Source organism: Rhodococcus sp. 852002-51564_SCH6189132-a (genome assembly GCF_001665495.1).
Lineage (GTDB): Bacteria > Actinomycetota > Actinomycetes > Mycobacteriales > Mycobacteriaceae > Rhodococcus > Rhodococcus pyridinivorans.
On the sequence record NZ_LZMJ01000086.1, the window covers coordinates 13,800 to 28,210 of the forward strand.

A 14,411-nucleotide genomic window follows, 5' to 3' on the forward strand; every position below is an offset into this window, starting at 1 on the left:
GGTTCCGTCGTTCTATCCTTCGGACATGGATTCGCTCGTCGTCGACCATCCGCTCGCTGCTTCGCTCCTGACCATCCTTCGCGACGAACGCAGCGACAACGCTGCCTTCCGGCACGCGTTGAGGCGGCTCACCCAGATGCTCGTCTACGAGGCGGTGCGCGATGCGCCCACCGAGACGTTCGACGTCAAGACGCCGGTCGCGGTGACGACGGGGGTACGGTTGCAGCAGCCTCCGCTGCTCGTCCCGGTTCTTCGCGCCGGCCTCGGCATGGTCGAACAGGCCCACGCCCTGATTCCCCAGGCGCAGGTCGGTTTCGTCGGTCTCGCTCGTGACGAGAAGACCTTCGAGCCGGTGCCCTATCTGGAGTCGTTGCCGGAGGACCTGTCGGGTCTTCCCGTCTTCGTGCTCGACCCGATGCTCGCGACCGGGGGGTCGATGGTGCACACTCTCGACATCCTCGCCCAGCGCGGTGCCACGGATATCACCGCGATCTGTGTGGTCGCGGCGCCGCAGGGCGTCGAGGCCCTTGCTGCCTCGGGTCATCCGGTCCGGTTGGTCACGGCGTCGGTCGATGAAGGTCTCAACGAGAACAAGTACATCGTGCCGGGTCTCGGCGATGCGGGGGACAGGCAGTTCGGGCCGCGATAAACCGCGCGTCGTGTGTTACTCGTGTGACTGACGGTACGGATGTGACACCCGACCGCAGTCATCTCGTTATCGAAGAACAACCCGCAGGTCTCGATTTCTTCTTACGCTCGGTGTGCTCCGTGTGAAGGCCACTGCGTAGGTGTAGCCAGAGATGGGGTCGGCGGAATGGCAAGAATCTTCTCCCGCAATCTGATTCGTGGAAGTGTCAGAGCGGCTTCGGTGGGCGCGGTCGCCGTCCTCGCCGCAGTGACGAGTCACGGCACGGCTGCCGGCCGCTGTCGACAACTCGCGCATCCTCCCGTTGGACGGAGGGCACGCGATCGAAGTGATCCAGGCCGACACCTCGACACAGTCGGTGCCGCCGCTCGACAGCTCACCGCTGAGTGTCGAGTTCTTCCACGACGAGATTGCTACCGTTCGGATCACCGGTCCGAACGCGGCGAACTTCGTCGGGACGGCGGTGGAGGTCGGTTTCCAGGTCGGCTACCCGGTCGCGCTGCCGGGGGCGACGGTCACCGTCATCACTCCGAGCCTGTCCTGGGGTGTGGACAACGGTGCGGCCATCGGCCTCTCGCTCGACAACGAAGGTGGTGCCTCGCTCGATCTCGGCCTGGAGGCGGGTGGTTCGCTCAGCGGCGACATCATCCCGTCCCAGGAGATCGAGATCCCGCTCGAGCCGGGCGGCATCACGTCCGTCCCGATCGTCGAGGGCTTCGAGTTCGACGGCAGCTCGACGACCATCCGGATCGCCGGCGTGCACGGCTCGGTCTCGGGAGCCATCGGGCCGGTGATGATCCGTCCGTACCTGAAGGCTGTCACCGCCGACCGGAACACCGTCGTCACTTACGGTGTGCCGCAGCAGGTTTGATTGTAGCAGCAGGTCTGATCGAATCGGATCCTGACCCGGCCGGATCCGGCCGGGTCAGGGGTTCTCGTCACCGAGCGAGGCCGCCCATCCGCGCAGGGCGTCGAGTATCGCTTCCGCCGCCGGGCGGTCCCGCTCCGTGACCACCTCCAGGTAGACCTTGAGCTTCGGTTCGGTGCCCGAGGGGCGCACCACCACGCGCACCCTCGGCCCGCCCGCGACGTCCTCGCGACTCTCGAAGACGAGAGCGTCGGTGTGCATCGGTCCCGGGCTCTCGGCGAGATCGGTCGCGGTCACCTCCAGACCCGCGAGGGTCGTCGGCGGCTCCGCACGCAGTCGCGTCATCACGGTGCCGATGCGCTGCAGGTCGTCGACGCGGATCGACACCTGATCGCCGACGTGGACACCGAGTTCGCGATGCAGGTCGTCGAGTGCGTCGAGCAGTGTCCGGCCGGCCTTCTTCAAATCGGCCGCGTAGTCGGCGACCATTACGGCGGTCGCGATGCCGTCCTTGTCGCGCACAGCGTCCGGATCGACGCAGTGCCCGATCGCCTCCTCGTACGCGTAGACGAGGCCGTCACCGGCGCGGGCGAGCCACTTGAAACCCGTGAGCGTCTGCGCATATCGCGCGCCGCGTGCGGTCGCGAGTCGCCCCAGCATGGTCGACGAGACAATGGTGGTCGCGACCAGTGAGCCGGGCGGTGACGACGCGAGGATCCGGTCGCCGAGCAGGACCCCGGTCTCGTCGCCGCGCAGCATCGTCCATCCCCGCGGGCCCGGGACACCGACGGCGCAACGATCGGCATCGGGATCGAGCGCCAGGGCGATGTCGGCGTCGACCTCGGCCGCCAGCGCGAGCAGAGCCTCTGTTGCGCCCGGTTCCTCGGGGTTGGGGAAGGCGACGGTGGGAAACGCCGGGTCGGGTGCGAACTGGGACGCCACGACGTGGATGTCGTCGAATCCCGCGGAACGCAGGGCCGCGACTGCCGTCTCGCCGCCGACACCGTGCAGTGCCGTCAGGGCGATGCGCATGCCTCGGTGCGGTGAGTGGGGGAGCGACGCGACCCGGGCGAGATAGCGGTCGACGAGGTCGTCACCCGACGGCGCGACCGGCATCCGGGGCACGTCCGCGGCGGAACCGACGGCGTCGATCGCCGTTTCGATCTCCCGATCGGCGGGTGCGGCCAGTTGCGCTCCGTCGGCGAGATAGACCTTGTACCCGTTGTCGGCGGCGGGATTGTGCGATGCCGTGATCTGCACGCCCGCAACGGCGCCCAGCGCCCGTACCGCGAAGGCGGTCAGCGGGGTGGGGAGCGGCTCTCCGAAGGCGACGACCTCGAAGCCGGCCGCGGCGAGAACCTCTGCCGCGGCGGTGTGGAATTCCGCCGAGCCCGTACGGGCGTCGCGGCCGACGACGACGGTGCCGTCGCCCTGCCCGTTCGCCTCGAGCCACGCCGCGAGTCCGGCGGTGGTGCGGACGACGACGGGTACGTTCATGCAGTCCGGTCCGTCGCCGACCGGGCCGCGCAACCCCGCGGTGCCGAATCGCAGCGTCACAGCCGGGCCGCCAGATCGCGCAGAAGATCGCCCATCCGGGTCGCGGCCGCACGACCCGCGGCCAGTACCTCGGTGTGGTCGAGGGGAGCGCCGGTGATGCCGGCCGCGGCGTTGGTCACCAGCGAGACCGCGAGCACGCGCGCTCCGGCCGCGCGCGCCGCGATGGTCTCGTGGACCGTGGACATGCCGACGAGGTCGGCGCCGAGGGTGCGCAGCATCCGGATCTCCGCCGGGGTCTCGTAGTGCGGCCCGGGCAGACCGGCGTAGACCCCTTCGCGCAGCGACGGATCGATCTCGCAGGCGAGTGCACGAAGATCCGGCGAGTAGGCGTCGACGAGGTCGACGAACTGGGCACCCACCAGCGGCGAGCGACCGGTGAGATTGAGGTGGTCCGAGATGAGAACCGGTTGTCCCACGGAGAACTCGGGATCGATGCCGCCCGCCGCATTGGTGAGGACGACGGTGCGGGCACCCGCTGCGACTGCCGTGCGCACGGGATGGACGACGCGGGCGAGGTCGTGCCCCTCGTAGGCGTGGATGCGGCCGGCGAGGACGAGGACGGCGTTGTCACCGGCGCGCACGGAGTGGATGTTACCGGCATGCCCTGCCGCCGTCGGCGGTGCGAAGCCGGGCAGCTCGCTCATCGGGATCGTGGCGACGGGGATGCCGAAACTCTCGACTGCGGCCCGCCAGCCGGACCCGAGGACGACGGCGACGGAGTGTTCGGCGACCCCCGTCCGTTCGGCGAGAGCGGCGGCTGCGGCGTCGGCGGCCGCGGTGGGGTCGAAGACGTGATCGGGTTCTCCCATGGCATCGGACCCTAATCGCTCACAGCTTGTTACTCGTGGGTAAGTAGGCGCGGTATGCTGACGCGCATGCCTTACCTCGAACGTGACGGCGACGTCTTCGTCCTGCATCTCGGTGACCGTGACGCGGAGGTCTCCGAGAACCGGTTCCACCCCGATCGTCTCGCCGCGATCCACTCCCTCCTCGACGAGGTGGAAGCGCACGACGGACCCGCCGCCCTCGTGACCGCGGCGACCGGAAAGTTCTGGAGCAACGGACTCGACATCGACTGGGTCGGCGCGAACCTGCCGGATCTGCCGGGCTATCTGGACTCCGTCCACGCCCTCTATGTGCGGCTGCTCACCTTCCCGGCGGCGACGGTCGCGGCCGTGCAGGGGCACGCCTTCGGTGCCGGCGCGATGCTCGCGCTCGTGCACGACTTCCGGGTGATGCGCGGCGACCGCGGCTACTGGTGTCTGCCCGAGGTGCAGCTGAACATGCCGTTCACCGTCGGGATGTCCGCGCTGATCCGTTCCCGCCTGCCGATCCAGACGGCGGTCGAGGCCATCACCACCGGCCGTCGCTACGGCGGTGAGGACGCCGTGGCCGCGGGCATCGCCGAGCAGGCCGTCACCGGTGACGCCGTGCTCTCAACGGCGGTCGAGCGCGCAGCGGCGCTCACCGCCACCCGCGGGCCGAATCTGTCGGGCATCAAGCGCGGTCTGCACGCGCCGCTGATCTCGGCACTGGAGATCCGGACCGACGCGTCGAACTTCCGGTTCGGCTGATCGCCCCGCCGCGAAGTCGACGAACCGGTCGTACGCGCCGATCGATCGGGACGCGGTGAGCATGACAGACTGGACCCCGTGACGACCGACTACGCCACGGCGATCGAGGCTGCTTCCGACACCCTCGTCGGCCTGTCGCATTCCATCCACGCCGAACCGGAACTCGCGTTCGAGGAACACCGGAGCGCCGCGAAGATCGTCGAGGTGCTGCGCGACCACGATTTCGAGGTCACCACCGGCATCGCCGACCTGCCCACCGCCTTCGATGCGCGGTTCGGCAGCGGCGAACTCGTCCTCGCGTTCTGCGCCGAGTACGACGCACTGCCGGGCATCGGGCACGCGTGCGGCCACAACATCATCGCGGCGTCGGCCGTGGGCGCCGGGATCGGTCTCGCTGCGCTCGCCGACGAACTCGACGTGACCGTCCGCGTCATCGGAACCCCCGCGGAGGAAACCGGCGGCGGCAAGGTCCTCATGCTCGAACGCGGCGTCTTCGACGGCGTCGGTGCGGCGATGATGGTGCATCCCGGCCCGTTCGACATCACCGGGGCGACGTCGCTCGCCCTCGCCGACCTCGCCGTCGAGTACGACGGCCGCGAGGCGCACGCCTCCGCGGCCCCCGAATACGGGCTCAACGCTGCCGACGCTGCGACCGTCGCCCAGGTCGCGGTCGGACTGCTGCGGCAGCACCTGCATCCCGGGCAACAGATCCACGGCATCGTCGCGCAGGGCGGGACGGCACCGAACATCGTGCCCAGCCACACCGAACTGCTGTACTACCTGCGGGCCGGGACGAGCGAACTCCTCGACGACCTCGTCGACCGCGCACGCAACTGCTTCGCCGCCGGGGCGCTGGCCACCGGATGCAACCACCGGATCCGGACGGTCTCGCCGACCTATACCGAACTCACTCCCGATCCGTGGCTGGTGCAGGCATATCGTGAGGAGATCATCGATCTCGGGCGCCGACCGCTGCCCGTCGAGGAGGAAGGAGCGCGCCCCCTGGGCAGTACCGACATGGGAAACGTGACGAACGTGGTGCCGGGAATCCATCCGGTCATCGGACTCGACTCCGGTGGCGCGGTGACACATCAGGCTGCATTCGCGGCCGCGTGTGTCACCGAGTCCGCCGATCGGGCAGTACTCGACGGAGCGCGTGCGCTCGCAGCGACCGCCGTACGCGCGGCGACCGATCCGGTCCACCGGGCACGGCTCCTCGAACAGGTCGGCCGTCGATGAACCCCTACGTCGAGAAGTGGTTGGACCGCCACACCGAGGACCTCTCGCTCTGGCGCCGTCACATCCATGCGAATCCCGAGCTCGCCCGGCAGGAGTACGCCACCACCGAGTTCGTCGCGAAGCACCTGCGCGCGGCCGGACTGGAGCCGAAGGTCCTGCCTCGCGGCACCGGCCTGATCTGCGATCTCGGTCCGACCGGCGGACCGCGCATCGCCCTGCGTGCAGACATGGACGCCCTGCCGATGCAGGAGGCCACCGGTCTGCCGTTCGAATCCACCGTCCCCGGTGTCTCGCACGTGTGTGGGCACGACGCCCACACCACCGTCGTGCTCGGTGCAGGTCTGGCGCTGGCCTCGATGCCCGAATTGCCGATCGGTGTCCGGCTGGTCTTCCAGCCCGCGGAGGAGGTCATGCCGGGCGGGGCGCTCGACGTCGTCGCGGCGGGCGGACTCGACGGGGTCGCGCGGATCTTCGCCTTGCACTGCGACCCGCGTCTCGAGGCGGGCAAGGTCGGTATGCGGGTCGGGGCGATCACCTCGGCGGCCGACACTGTCGAACTCGTCCTCGACTCACCCGGTGGGCACACCTCCCGGCCGCACCTGACCGGCGATCTCGTCTACGGCCTCGGTGCCGTCATCACGGGTCTTCCCGGCATGCTCAGCCGTCGCATCGATCCGCGCACCGGCACCGTCATGGTGTGGGGTGCGGTCAGCGCCGGCAAGGCACCGAACGCGATCCCGCGCACCGGCATGCTCGCGGGCACCGTCCGCACCGGCGACCACGACACCTGGCAGCTGCTCGAACCGATGGTCCGCGAGATCGTGCACGGTCTGCTCGCGCCCACCGGTGTCAGCTACGAACTGAACTATCGCCGCGGCGTGCCGCCGGTGGTCAACGACGAGGTGTCGGCGCGCATGTTCGAGGACGCGATCCGCGCGACCGGCCCCGACGCCCTCGCGGACACCCCACAATCCGGTGGGGGAGAAGACTTCTCGTGGTATCTCGAACACGTCCCCGGCGCCATGGGGCGGCTCGGGGTGTGGCCGGGGGTCGGGCCCGAACTCGACATCCACCAGCCCACCTTCGATCTCGACGAGCGGGCGCTGGCCGTGGGTGTGCGGGTGATGACGAATCTGGTTCTCGGCGCTGCGTGACGCAGCCCGAAATAAGCTCAGGCTTACCTGAACGGTAGGATGTGTGAGCTCACCCATACCAGGAGGAATCGATGTCCCTTCGACACCGGATCGGCGCAGGGCTGACGGCAGCCACGCTCGTCGCCGTTCTCGCCGCGTGCAGCGACAGCGGCTCGGGCGACACCACCCCGGACGCTTCGAACGGGGAGGCGCTCACGCTCTATTCCGGGCGTAGCGAGAACCTGGTGGGCCCGCTCGTCGAACAGCTCGAAGGCACTCTCGGTTTCCCGATCGACGTCGTCTACGGCGGCACGCCGGAGATCACGGGCAAGCTCGTCGAAGAAGGTGCCGCATCGCCCGCCGATGTGGTCTTCAGCCAGGATGCCGGCGCGCTCGGTCTGCTCGACCGTTCGGGTCTGCTCGAGCAGCTGCCCGCGAGTGTGACGAATCAGGTGCCCGAGAACTACCGCGCGGAGGACGGCACCTGGGTCGCCACCTCTGCACGGGCTCGCGTCCTGGTCTACAACGACGACAAGGTGCAGCCGCAGGACCTGCCGAGCGGGATCGACGGGCTCCTCGACCCGAAGTGGAGGGGCCAGGTGGGCTTCGCGCCGACCAATGCGTCGTTCCAGTCGTTCGTGACCGGACTCCGTGTCTCCCGGGGCGAGGACGGTGCCCGCGAATGGCTCGAGGCGTTCAAGGCCAACGAACCGGTCGCCTTCGAAGGCAACGGACCTCTCATGGAGGGCGTCGACACCGGCCAGGTGACCCTCGGCCTCACCAATCACTACTACTGGTACGGGCTCGCGGACGAGAAGGGCGCCGACAACCTTGCCGTGCAGCTCCACTTCTTCGACGCGGGCGATCCCGGTGCCCTGGTGAACATCGCCGGCGCCGCGGTGCTCGCCACTACCGACCAGCGCGAGCAGGCCGAGCAGTTCGTGGCAGCGTTGCTCTCGCCCGAGTCGCAGACCTATTTCGCCGACGAGACCGCGGAGTATCCGGTCGTCGAGGGGACCGAAACCCAGACCGACCTGCGCCCGCTCTCCGAGATCGGGACCTCCGACATCGAACTGGCCGAACTGGCGTCCCTGGCCGAAACACAGGCGCTCCTGCAGGAACTGGAATTCATCTGATCACCCTCGTTACCCCGCGCGACGGCACCCGACGCGGCCGGCCGATCTTGGCCACGGCTGCCCTGGGTGTTGCCGTGTTCGCGCTCGCACCTGTCGTGCACCTGCTGATGCGCGCGTTCGCGGACGGCCCCGAGCGGGTCTTCTCGCTCGTGTTCCGGCCACGCACTCTCGAACTGGTGTGGCGCAGCGGCGCGCTCGCCGTGACGGTCACGGTGGCCTGCCTGATCCTGGGGCTCGCCGCAGCATGGTTGACGACCCGCACGGATCTCCCCGGCCGTCGCTGGTTCGCGTTGGCCCTGAGTCTGCCCTTGGCGATCCCCTCGTACGTGTCGGGCTTCGTCTGGATCGCCCAGTTCCCCGCGCTCGAAGGTTTCGTCGGTGCTGCCCTCGTCCTGACCTGCGCGTCCTTTCCTTACGTCTATCTGCCCGTGGCGGCGGCACTCGCCTCGGCGGATCCGGGGCTCGAGGAAGTGGCCCGCACTCTCGGCCGGTCCCGGCTGGCCGCCACCCTCACCGTCACCCTGCGGCAGGTGTGGCCTACCGCGGCGGCGGGCGGACTGCTCGTCGCGCTCTACACGCTCAGCGACTTCGGCGCCGTCGCATTGATGCGCTACGAAGCGTTCACCCTGGCGATCTACGGAAGCTATCGGGGACTTCTCGATCGCACGCCCGCCGCTGTCTTCGGCCTCGTGCTGGTCGCGATCGCCGTGGTGCTGACCGTCGCCGAACGGAGAGCGCGCCGCGGCGCCACCGCGCGGATCGGATCCGGCACCGCGCGCACGGCCGAACCCGTGATGCTCGGCTCACGGCGATGGCCGGCGATCGGCTTCCTCACCGCTCTGCTCGTCGTGAGCGTGGGAGTTCCGGTCGCGGGCCTGGCCCGCTGGTTGTGGAGGTCACAGCAGATCGCGGTCGACTGGTCCGGTATCTGGACCGCCACCACCTACACTCTGTGGGTGTCCGCGCTCGGTGCGTTGCTGACCACGGTGCTCGCACTTCCGGTGGGCATCTACGCCGCACGGTCGCACTCCCGATTGTCGCGCTTCACCGAGAGCGCCGCCTACATCGGCTTCGCGCTGCCCGGCATCACCGTCGGTCTGGCGCTCGTGTTCTTCGGCATCCGACTGCTCCCGCAGTGGTACCAGCAGACCCCGATGCTGGTGATCGCCTACGCGGTCCTGTTCCTCCCTCTCGCGGTGGGGTCGATCCATGCGGCGGTCGCCGCGATCCCCCGGGGTCTCGAAGATGCGTCCGCAACTCTCGGTTCCGGACGATTGCTCACCGGACTGCGGGTGACGATCCCGATCGCCGCACCCGGCGTGGTCGCCGGTGCGGCATTGGCATTCCTGACCATCGCCAAGGAACTGCCTGCGACGCTGCTGCTCGTCCCCATCGGGCACGACACGCTCGCGACTGGGATGTGGCGACATACCGAAACCCTCGCGTACGGCTCGGCAGCACCCTATGCGGTGATCCTCGTCCTCATCGCGGCACTGCCGTCGCTCGTGCTGGGACGTCTGTTGCGCGGCCGGGTCGACGCGGAAAGTGGAGGCGAAGAGTGACCGGTCTGACCATCGAGAATGTATCCGCGCGATACGGCGCCGCCGAAGTCGTCACCGATGTGACCCTCGACGTGCCGCGCGGCGATCTGCTCGCCGTCCTCGGACCGTCGGGTGGCGGCAAGACCACGCTGTTGCGAGTGGCGGCTGGGCTGCATCCCGCAGCGTCGGGACGGGTCTCCGTAGACGACGTGACCGTGACCGACGTGCCACCCGAACGTCGCGGGGTGGGCCTCGTGCCGCAGGAAGGCGCGTTGTTCCCGCATCTGAACGTGGCGCGCAACATCGGCTACGGTCTGGGGCGAGCGAACCGGCCGTGGCGCGGAGGTGCGCGGGAGGAACATCGACGCCGGGTCGAGGAACTACTGGATCTCGTCGGTCTTCCGCGAGTCGGGCACCGTAAGCCGAGCGCGCTCTCCGGCGGGCAACAGCAGCGGATCGCTCTGGCTCGTGCACTGGCACCGCGACCGTCCGTGGTCCTGCTCGACGAGCCGTTCAGCGCGCTCGACGCCGGTCTGCGCGCGAGTCTGCGCGCGGATGTCCGTACGCTGCTGCGCGAACAGTCGGTCGCGGCGGTGCTCGTGACCCACGACCAGACGGAGGCCTTGGCCATGGCCGACAGGCTGGCAGTGATGCTCGACGGCCGGATCGCCCAGGTGGGCTCGCCCGAGGAGGTCTACGGGAGGCCGGCATCCGTCGCGGTGGGCGAGTTCGTGGGGGAGGCGATCGTACTCGAGGCCGAGGCGTTCGGCGACTGCGCGCAGACCCCGCTCGGGAAGGTTCAGCTCGTCTCACCCGGACACGGCGTGGGTCGCGTCCTGCTGCGACCGGAACAGATCGAAGTCGGGGCAGCGCCGACGAAGTGCCCTGCTGCCGGATCGTTCACTGTGCGCGACACGGCATTCGGCGGCGCACACAGCGAAGTGCGAGTCGAGGGGATGGGAATCGCCGTCCGTGCCCTGTGCACCACCCTGCACGGTCTGCAGGCGGGCGACCCGGTGACGGTGAGCGTCCGGCGACCGGTGCCCTTCTATCCCGGAGGGTAGGAAGGCCGGCGTCTAGAAGCCGTCGGGACGCCCCGGACCCACATTGCGACTGTTGCGGGTACGCAGATCCCGAACGTATTCGGCGGGGGCCCCGGCGATCTCGGCCGCGTCGGCCATCACGCCCAGATAGCGTGCCGACGGCAGGCCGCCCTCGTATCCGTCGACGACGTACAGCCACGCGAGGACCGGACCGTCGGCCGTGTCGACGCGCACGCGGATCTTGCGGTGGAAACCGAGTTCGGCTCCCTCCCAGCGGTCGAGGCTGCGTTCGTCGTCCTCCGGCACGTCGTAGAGCACGACGAACACCTTCGCGTCCGAATCCTCGACGACCGTCGCGAGGGCGCCCTCCCAGCCGATGTCGGCGCCGGCGAAGGTCAGTCGCCAACCGTGCAACCACCCGGTTCCCGCCATCGGCGAATGCGGGCAGCGCGTCAGCATCTGCTCCGGATGCATGTTGGACCCGTAGGCGGCGTAGATCGGCACGAGGATAAGGCTAACCCGTCGTCCACCGGAGTCGTCGGAGGGGCGGCGCAGGGACGGACGAGGAGTTATCGGGGGGCCGTTGCGTGCCGGGTCCGCCGGTCCCTGTGCGCGAGGTGGGGGCATTGGCATAGCGTTGAGACCACGTGTGTGCCCACCAGGCGCTCACGTGCAGCCCGACCCGGCACCCTTCGGAATCGATACAGAGGAGAACAATGACCCGGATCGTCATCATCGGCGGCGGCCCCGCAGGATACGAGGCGGCGCTGGTGGCATCCCAGTACGGCGCGACGGTGTCACTGATCGATTCGGACGGGATCGGTGGCGCCTGCGTGCTCTTCGACTGCGTCCCCTCCAAGACCTTCATCGCCTCGACCGGCGTGCGCACCGACATGCGCCGCGCCGCCGACCTGGGCATCGAACTCGACCGTGCCGAGGTGTCGTTGCCGCAGGTGCACGGCCGTGTGAAGAGCCTCGCCCGCGCGCAGTCCTCCGACATCCGCACCAAGCTCGAGGCCGCCGGGGTGAAGCTGTTCTCCGGTTACGGCGAACTCGTCGACGCGCAGCCCGGCATGGCCGCCCATCAGGTGCGCGCCAAGCTGCTGACCGGCGAGGAGAAGGTGCTCGGCGCCGACGTCGTGCTGATCGCCACCGGCGCGAGCCCGCGTGTCCTGCCGGGCGCGGAGTCGGACGGTGAGCGGATCCTCACCTGGCGTCAGCTCTACGACCTCGAGAAGCTTCCCGAGCACCTCGTCGTCGTCGGTTCGGGTGTCACCGGCGCCGAGTTCGTCTCCGCCTACACCGAGGTCGGCGTGCAGGTCACCGTCGTGTCGAGCCGCGACCGGATCCTGCCGCACGAGGACGAGGACGCGGCTCTCGTGCTCGAGGACGTCCTCACCGAGCGCGGTGTGACCCTCGTCAAGCACGCCCGCGCCGACCGGGTCGAACGCACCGAGGACGGCGTCCGCGTGCTCCTCGCCGACGGCCGCATCGTCGAGGGCAGCCATGTGCTGATGACCGTCGGCTCGGTGCCCAACACCCGGGATCTCGGTCTCGACAAGGTCGGGCTCGAACTCGACCGGGGCGGTTACCTTCCCGTCGACCGCGTCTCCCGTACCGCCGTCCCCGGCATCTACGCCGCGGGCGACTGCACCGGACTGCTGCCGCTCGCGTCGGTCGCGGCCATGCAGGGCCGCATCGCGATCTACCACGCGCTCGGCGAAGGCGTGAGCCCCATCAAGCTGAAAACCGTTGCGGCCGCAGTGTTCACGCGTCCCGAGATCGCCGCCGTCGGTGTCAGTCAGGCGACGATCGACAAGGGCGAGGTGCCCGCCCGCACAGTCATGCTCCCGCTCAACACCAACCCGCGCGCCAAGATGTCCGGCCTGCGGCGCGGTTTCGTGAAGATCTTCTGCCGCCCCGCGACCGGTGTGGTCATCGGCGGTGTGGTCGTCGCCCCGACCGCGTCCGAGCTCATCCTTCCCATAGCGTTGGCGGTGCAGAACAACCTGTCGGTCAACGACCTCGCGCAGACCTTCTCGGTCTACCCGTCGCTGAGCGGATCGGTCACCGAGGCCGCCCGCCAGCTGATGCGCCACGACGATCTGGACTAGGCACCGGACGGGGCGGGATTCGCGGCGATCCCGCCCTGCTCAGGCCCAGTCGTAGGTGCGTTCGACCGCCTTGTTCCATTCGCCGAACAGGCGCTCGCGTTCGTCGACCGGCATCGCCGGCTCCCACGTGCGGTCCGCGGTCCAGTTGCGGCGGATGTCCTCCTCGTCCTCCCAGAAGCCGACGGCGAGACCGGCCGCGTAGGCGGCGCCGAGTGCGGTGGTCTCGGAAACGGTGGGTCGTACCACCGGCACACCGAGGATGTCCGACTGGAATTGCATGAGCAGATCGTTGGCGACCATGCCGCCGTCGACCTTGAGGGTGCACAGGTCGACCCCGGAGTCGGCGTTCATCGCCTCGATGACCTCCCGCGTCTGGTAGGCCGTCGCCTCGAGCGCCGCCCGCGCGAGGTGGCCCTTCTCGACGAAGCGCGTCAGGCCGGCGATGACGCCGCGGGCGTCGGGTCGCCAGCGCGGCGCGAACAATCCCGAGAAGGCCGGCACGAAATACGCCCCGCCGTTGTCGGGGACGCTCGTGGCGAGCGCTTCGATCTCGTCGGCGGACCGGATCAACCCGAGATTGTCGCGCAGCCACTGCACGAGCGAACCGGTCACGGCCACCGAACCTTCGAGGGCGTAGACCGCGGGGGCGTCACCTATGCGATAACAGACGGTGGTGATCAAGCCGTGCTCGCTGCGCACCGGGGTCGTGCCGGTGTTGAGCAGCAGGAAGTTGCCGGTGCCGTAGGTGTTCTTCGCCTCGCCGGGGGACAGGCAGCCCTGGCCGAAGGTCGCGGCCTGCTGGTCGCCGAGGATGCCGGCGACCGGGACCCCGGCGAGCGGTCCGCGCTCGCGGGCGTGCCCGTACACCTCCGACGAACTGCGGATCTCCGGCAGCATCGACTCCGGGATGCCGAGTTCGGCACAGATCGCCGGATCCCACTGCTGTGTCCCGAGATTCATCAGCAGCGTCCGGGAGGCGTTGGTCACATCGGTGATGTGCAGTCCGGGTGGCTGACCCTCCTCGCCGACACCACCGGTGAGATTCCACAGGATCCAGCTGTCGATGGTGCCGAACGCGAGGTCGCCGGCCTCGGCGCGCTCTCGGGCACCGTCGACGTTGTCGAGGATCCACCGCACCTTCGGTCCGGCGAAATAGGTCGACAGCGGTAGTCCGGTGATCTCGCGGTAGCGGTCGGGCCCGGCGTCGCCGGCAAGCTCCTCGACGAGCCTGTCGGTGCGGGTGTCCTGCCAGACGATCGCGTTGTACACCGGTTTTCCGGTGGTGCGGTCCCACACCACCGTGGTCTCGCGCTGGTTCGTCAGGCCGATCGCCGCGACGTCGTTGCGTCGCAGATCCGCTTTGGCGAGTGCTGCGGCGCCCACCTCACGGGTGTTGAGCCACAGCTCTTCCGGGTCGTGTTCGATCCATCCCGACCGCGGGAAGAACTGGCGGTGTTCCTTCTGCGCGAGCGAGACGATGCGCCCGTCGTGGTCGAAGATGATGCACCGGCTGGACGTGGTGCCCTGGTCGATCGCCGCGATGAACTGGTTCACAGGTGA

General features: G+C 69.1%; 12 protein-coding genes and 1 pseudogene. 9 read left to right on the forward strand and 4 right to left on the reverse strand.

Annotation, left to right across the window (positions count from 1 at the left end):
* The first annotated feature begins 25 nt into the window (after window positions 1-25).
* Entirely contained in the window at window positions 26-649 is a 624-nt protein-coding gene (gene upp, locus A5767_RS21510; RefSeq protein ID WP_024101551.1) for a uracil phosphoribosyltransferase, read from the forward strand.
* 219 nt (window positions 650-868) lie between these two features.
* A pseudogene (locus A5767_RS21515) lies at window positions 869-1,517 on the forward strand (MspA family porin).
* Between the two features lie 54 nt (window positions 1,518-1,571).
* On the opposite strand, the gene A5767_RS21520 reads toward A5767_RS21515, so the two are convergent.
* Together A5767_RS21520 and A5767_RS21525 are read right to left on the reverse strand one after the other, a co-directional pair.
* The gene (locus A5767_RS21520; protein ID WP_064853110.1) at window positions 1,572-3,071 is read right to left on the reverse strand and encodes a phospho-sugar mutase; all 1,500 of its coding nucleotides are present in this window, start codon (window positions 3,069-3,071) and stop codon (window positions 1,572-1,574) included.
* Window positions 3,068-3,880 carry a purine-nucleoside phosphorylase gene (locus A5767_RS21525; protein WP_006550143.1) on the reverse strand — a complete coding sequence of 271 codons (813 nt, stop codon included), beginning with the start codon at window positions 3,878-3,880 and terminating at the stop codon, window positions 3,068-3,070. The genes A5767_RS21520 and A5767_RS21525 overlap by 4 nt, the downstream gene beginning before the upstream one ends.
* A 66-nt stretch (window positions 3,881-3,946) precedes the next feature.
* Here A5767_RS21525 and A5767_RS21530 point away from each other — a divergent pair, with 66 nt between their 5' ends.
* From A5767_RS21530 to A5767_RS21555, 6 genes are all read left to right on the forward strand, one after another.
* Window positions 3,947-4,645 carry an enoyl-CoA hydratase/isomerase family protein gene (locus A5767_RS21530; RefSeq protein WP_024101548.1) on the forward strand — a complete coding sequence of 233 codons (699 nt, stop codon included), beginning with the start codon at window positions 3,947-3,949 and terminating at the stop codon, window positions 4,643-4,645.
* A gap of 78 nt (window positions 4,646-4,723) precedes the next feature.
* Entirely contained in the window at window positions 4,724-5,884 is a 1,161-nt protein-coding gene (locus A5767_RS21535; RefSeq protein ID WP_064853111.1) for a M20 family metallopeptidase, read from the forward strand.
* Window positions 5,881-7,038, forward strand: a complete 1,158-nt coding sequence (locus A5767_RS21540; RefSeq protein ID WP_006550147.1) for a M20 family metallopeptidase — start codon at window positions 5,881-5,883, stop codon at window positions 7,036-7,038. The genes A5767_RS21535 and A5767_RS21540 overlap by 4 nt, the downstream gene beginning before the upstream one ends.
* A gap of 71 nt (window positions 7,039-7,109) precedes the next feature.
* Window positions 7,110-8,153, forward strand: a complete 1,044-nt coding sequence (locus tag A5767_RS21545; RefSeq protein ID WP_064853112.1) for an iron ABC transporter substrate-binding protein — start codon at window positions 7,110-7,112, stop codon at window positions 8,151-8,153.
* Between the two features lie 107 nt (window positions 8,154-8,260).
* On the forward strand, window positions 8,261-9,715 hold the full coding sequence (locus tag A5767_RS21550; protein ID WP_197483289.1) for an ABC transporter permease: 1,455 nt from the start codon (window positions 8,261-8,263) through the stop codon (window positions 9,713-9,715).
* On the forward strand, window positions 9,712-10,758 hold the full coding sequence (locus tag A5767_RS21555) for an ABC transporter ATP-binding protein (RefSeq protein WP_064060885.1): 1,047 nt from the start codon (window positions 9,712-9,714) through the stop codon (window positions 10,756-10,758). The genes A5767_RS21550 and A5767_RS21555 overlap by 4 nt, the downstream gene beginning before the upstream one ends.
* A 12-nt stretch (window positions 10,759-10,770) precedes the next feature.
* On the opposite strand, the gene A5767_RS21560 is transcribed toward A5767_RS21555, so the two are convergent.
* Entirely contained in the window at window positions 10,771-11,241 is a 471-nt protein-coding gene (locus A5767_RS21560; RefSeq protein ID WP_006550151.1) for a gamma-glutamylcyclotransferase, read from the reverse strand.
* Between the two features lie 212 nt (window positions 11,242-11,453).
* Here A5767_RS21560 and A5767_RS21565 point away from each other — a divergent pair, with 212 nt between their 5' ends.
* Window positions 11,454-12,851 (forward strand): NAD(P)H-quinone dehydrogenase, encoded by a 1,398-nt coding sequence (locus tag A5767_RS21565; RefSeq protein ID WP_064853114.1) that lies wholly within the window; start codon window positions 11,454-11,456, stop codon window positions 12,849-12,851.
* 39 nt (window positions 12,852-12,890) lie between these two features.
* On the opposite strand, the gene glpK is transcribed toward A5767_RS21565, so the two are convergent.
* Window positions 12,891-14,405, reverse strand: coding sequence for a glycerol kinase GlpK (glpK, locus tag A5767_RS21570; protein WP_064853115.1), 1,515 nt, complete (start codon window positions 14,403-14,405; stop codon window positions 12,891-12,893).
* Between the last annotated feature and the right edge of the window lie 6 nt (window positions 14,406-14,411).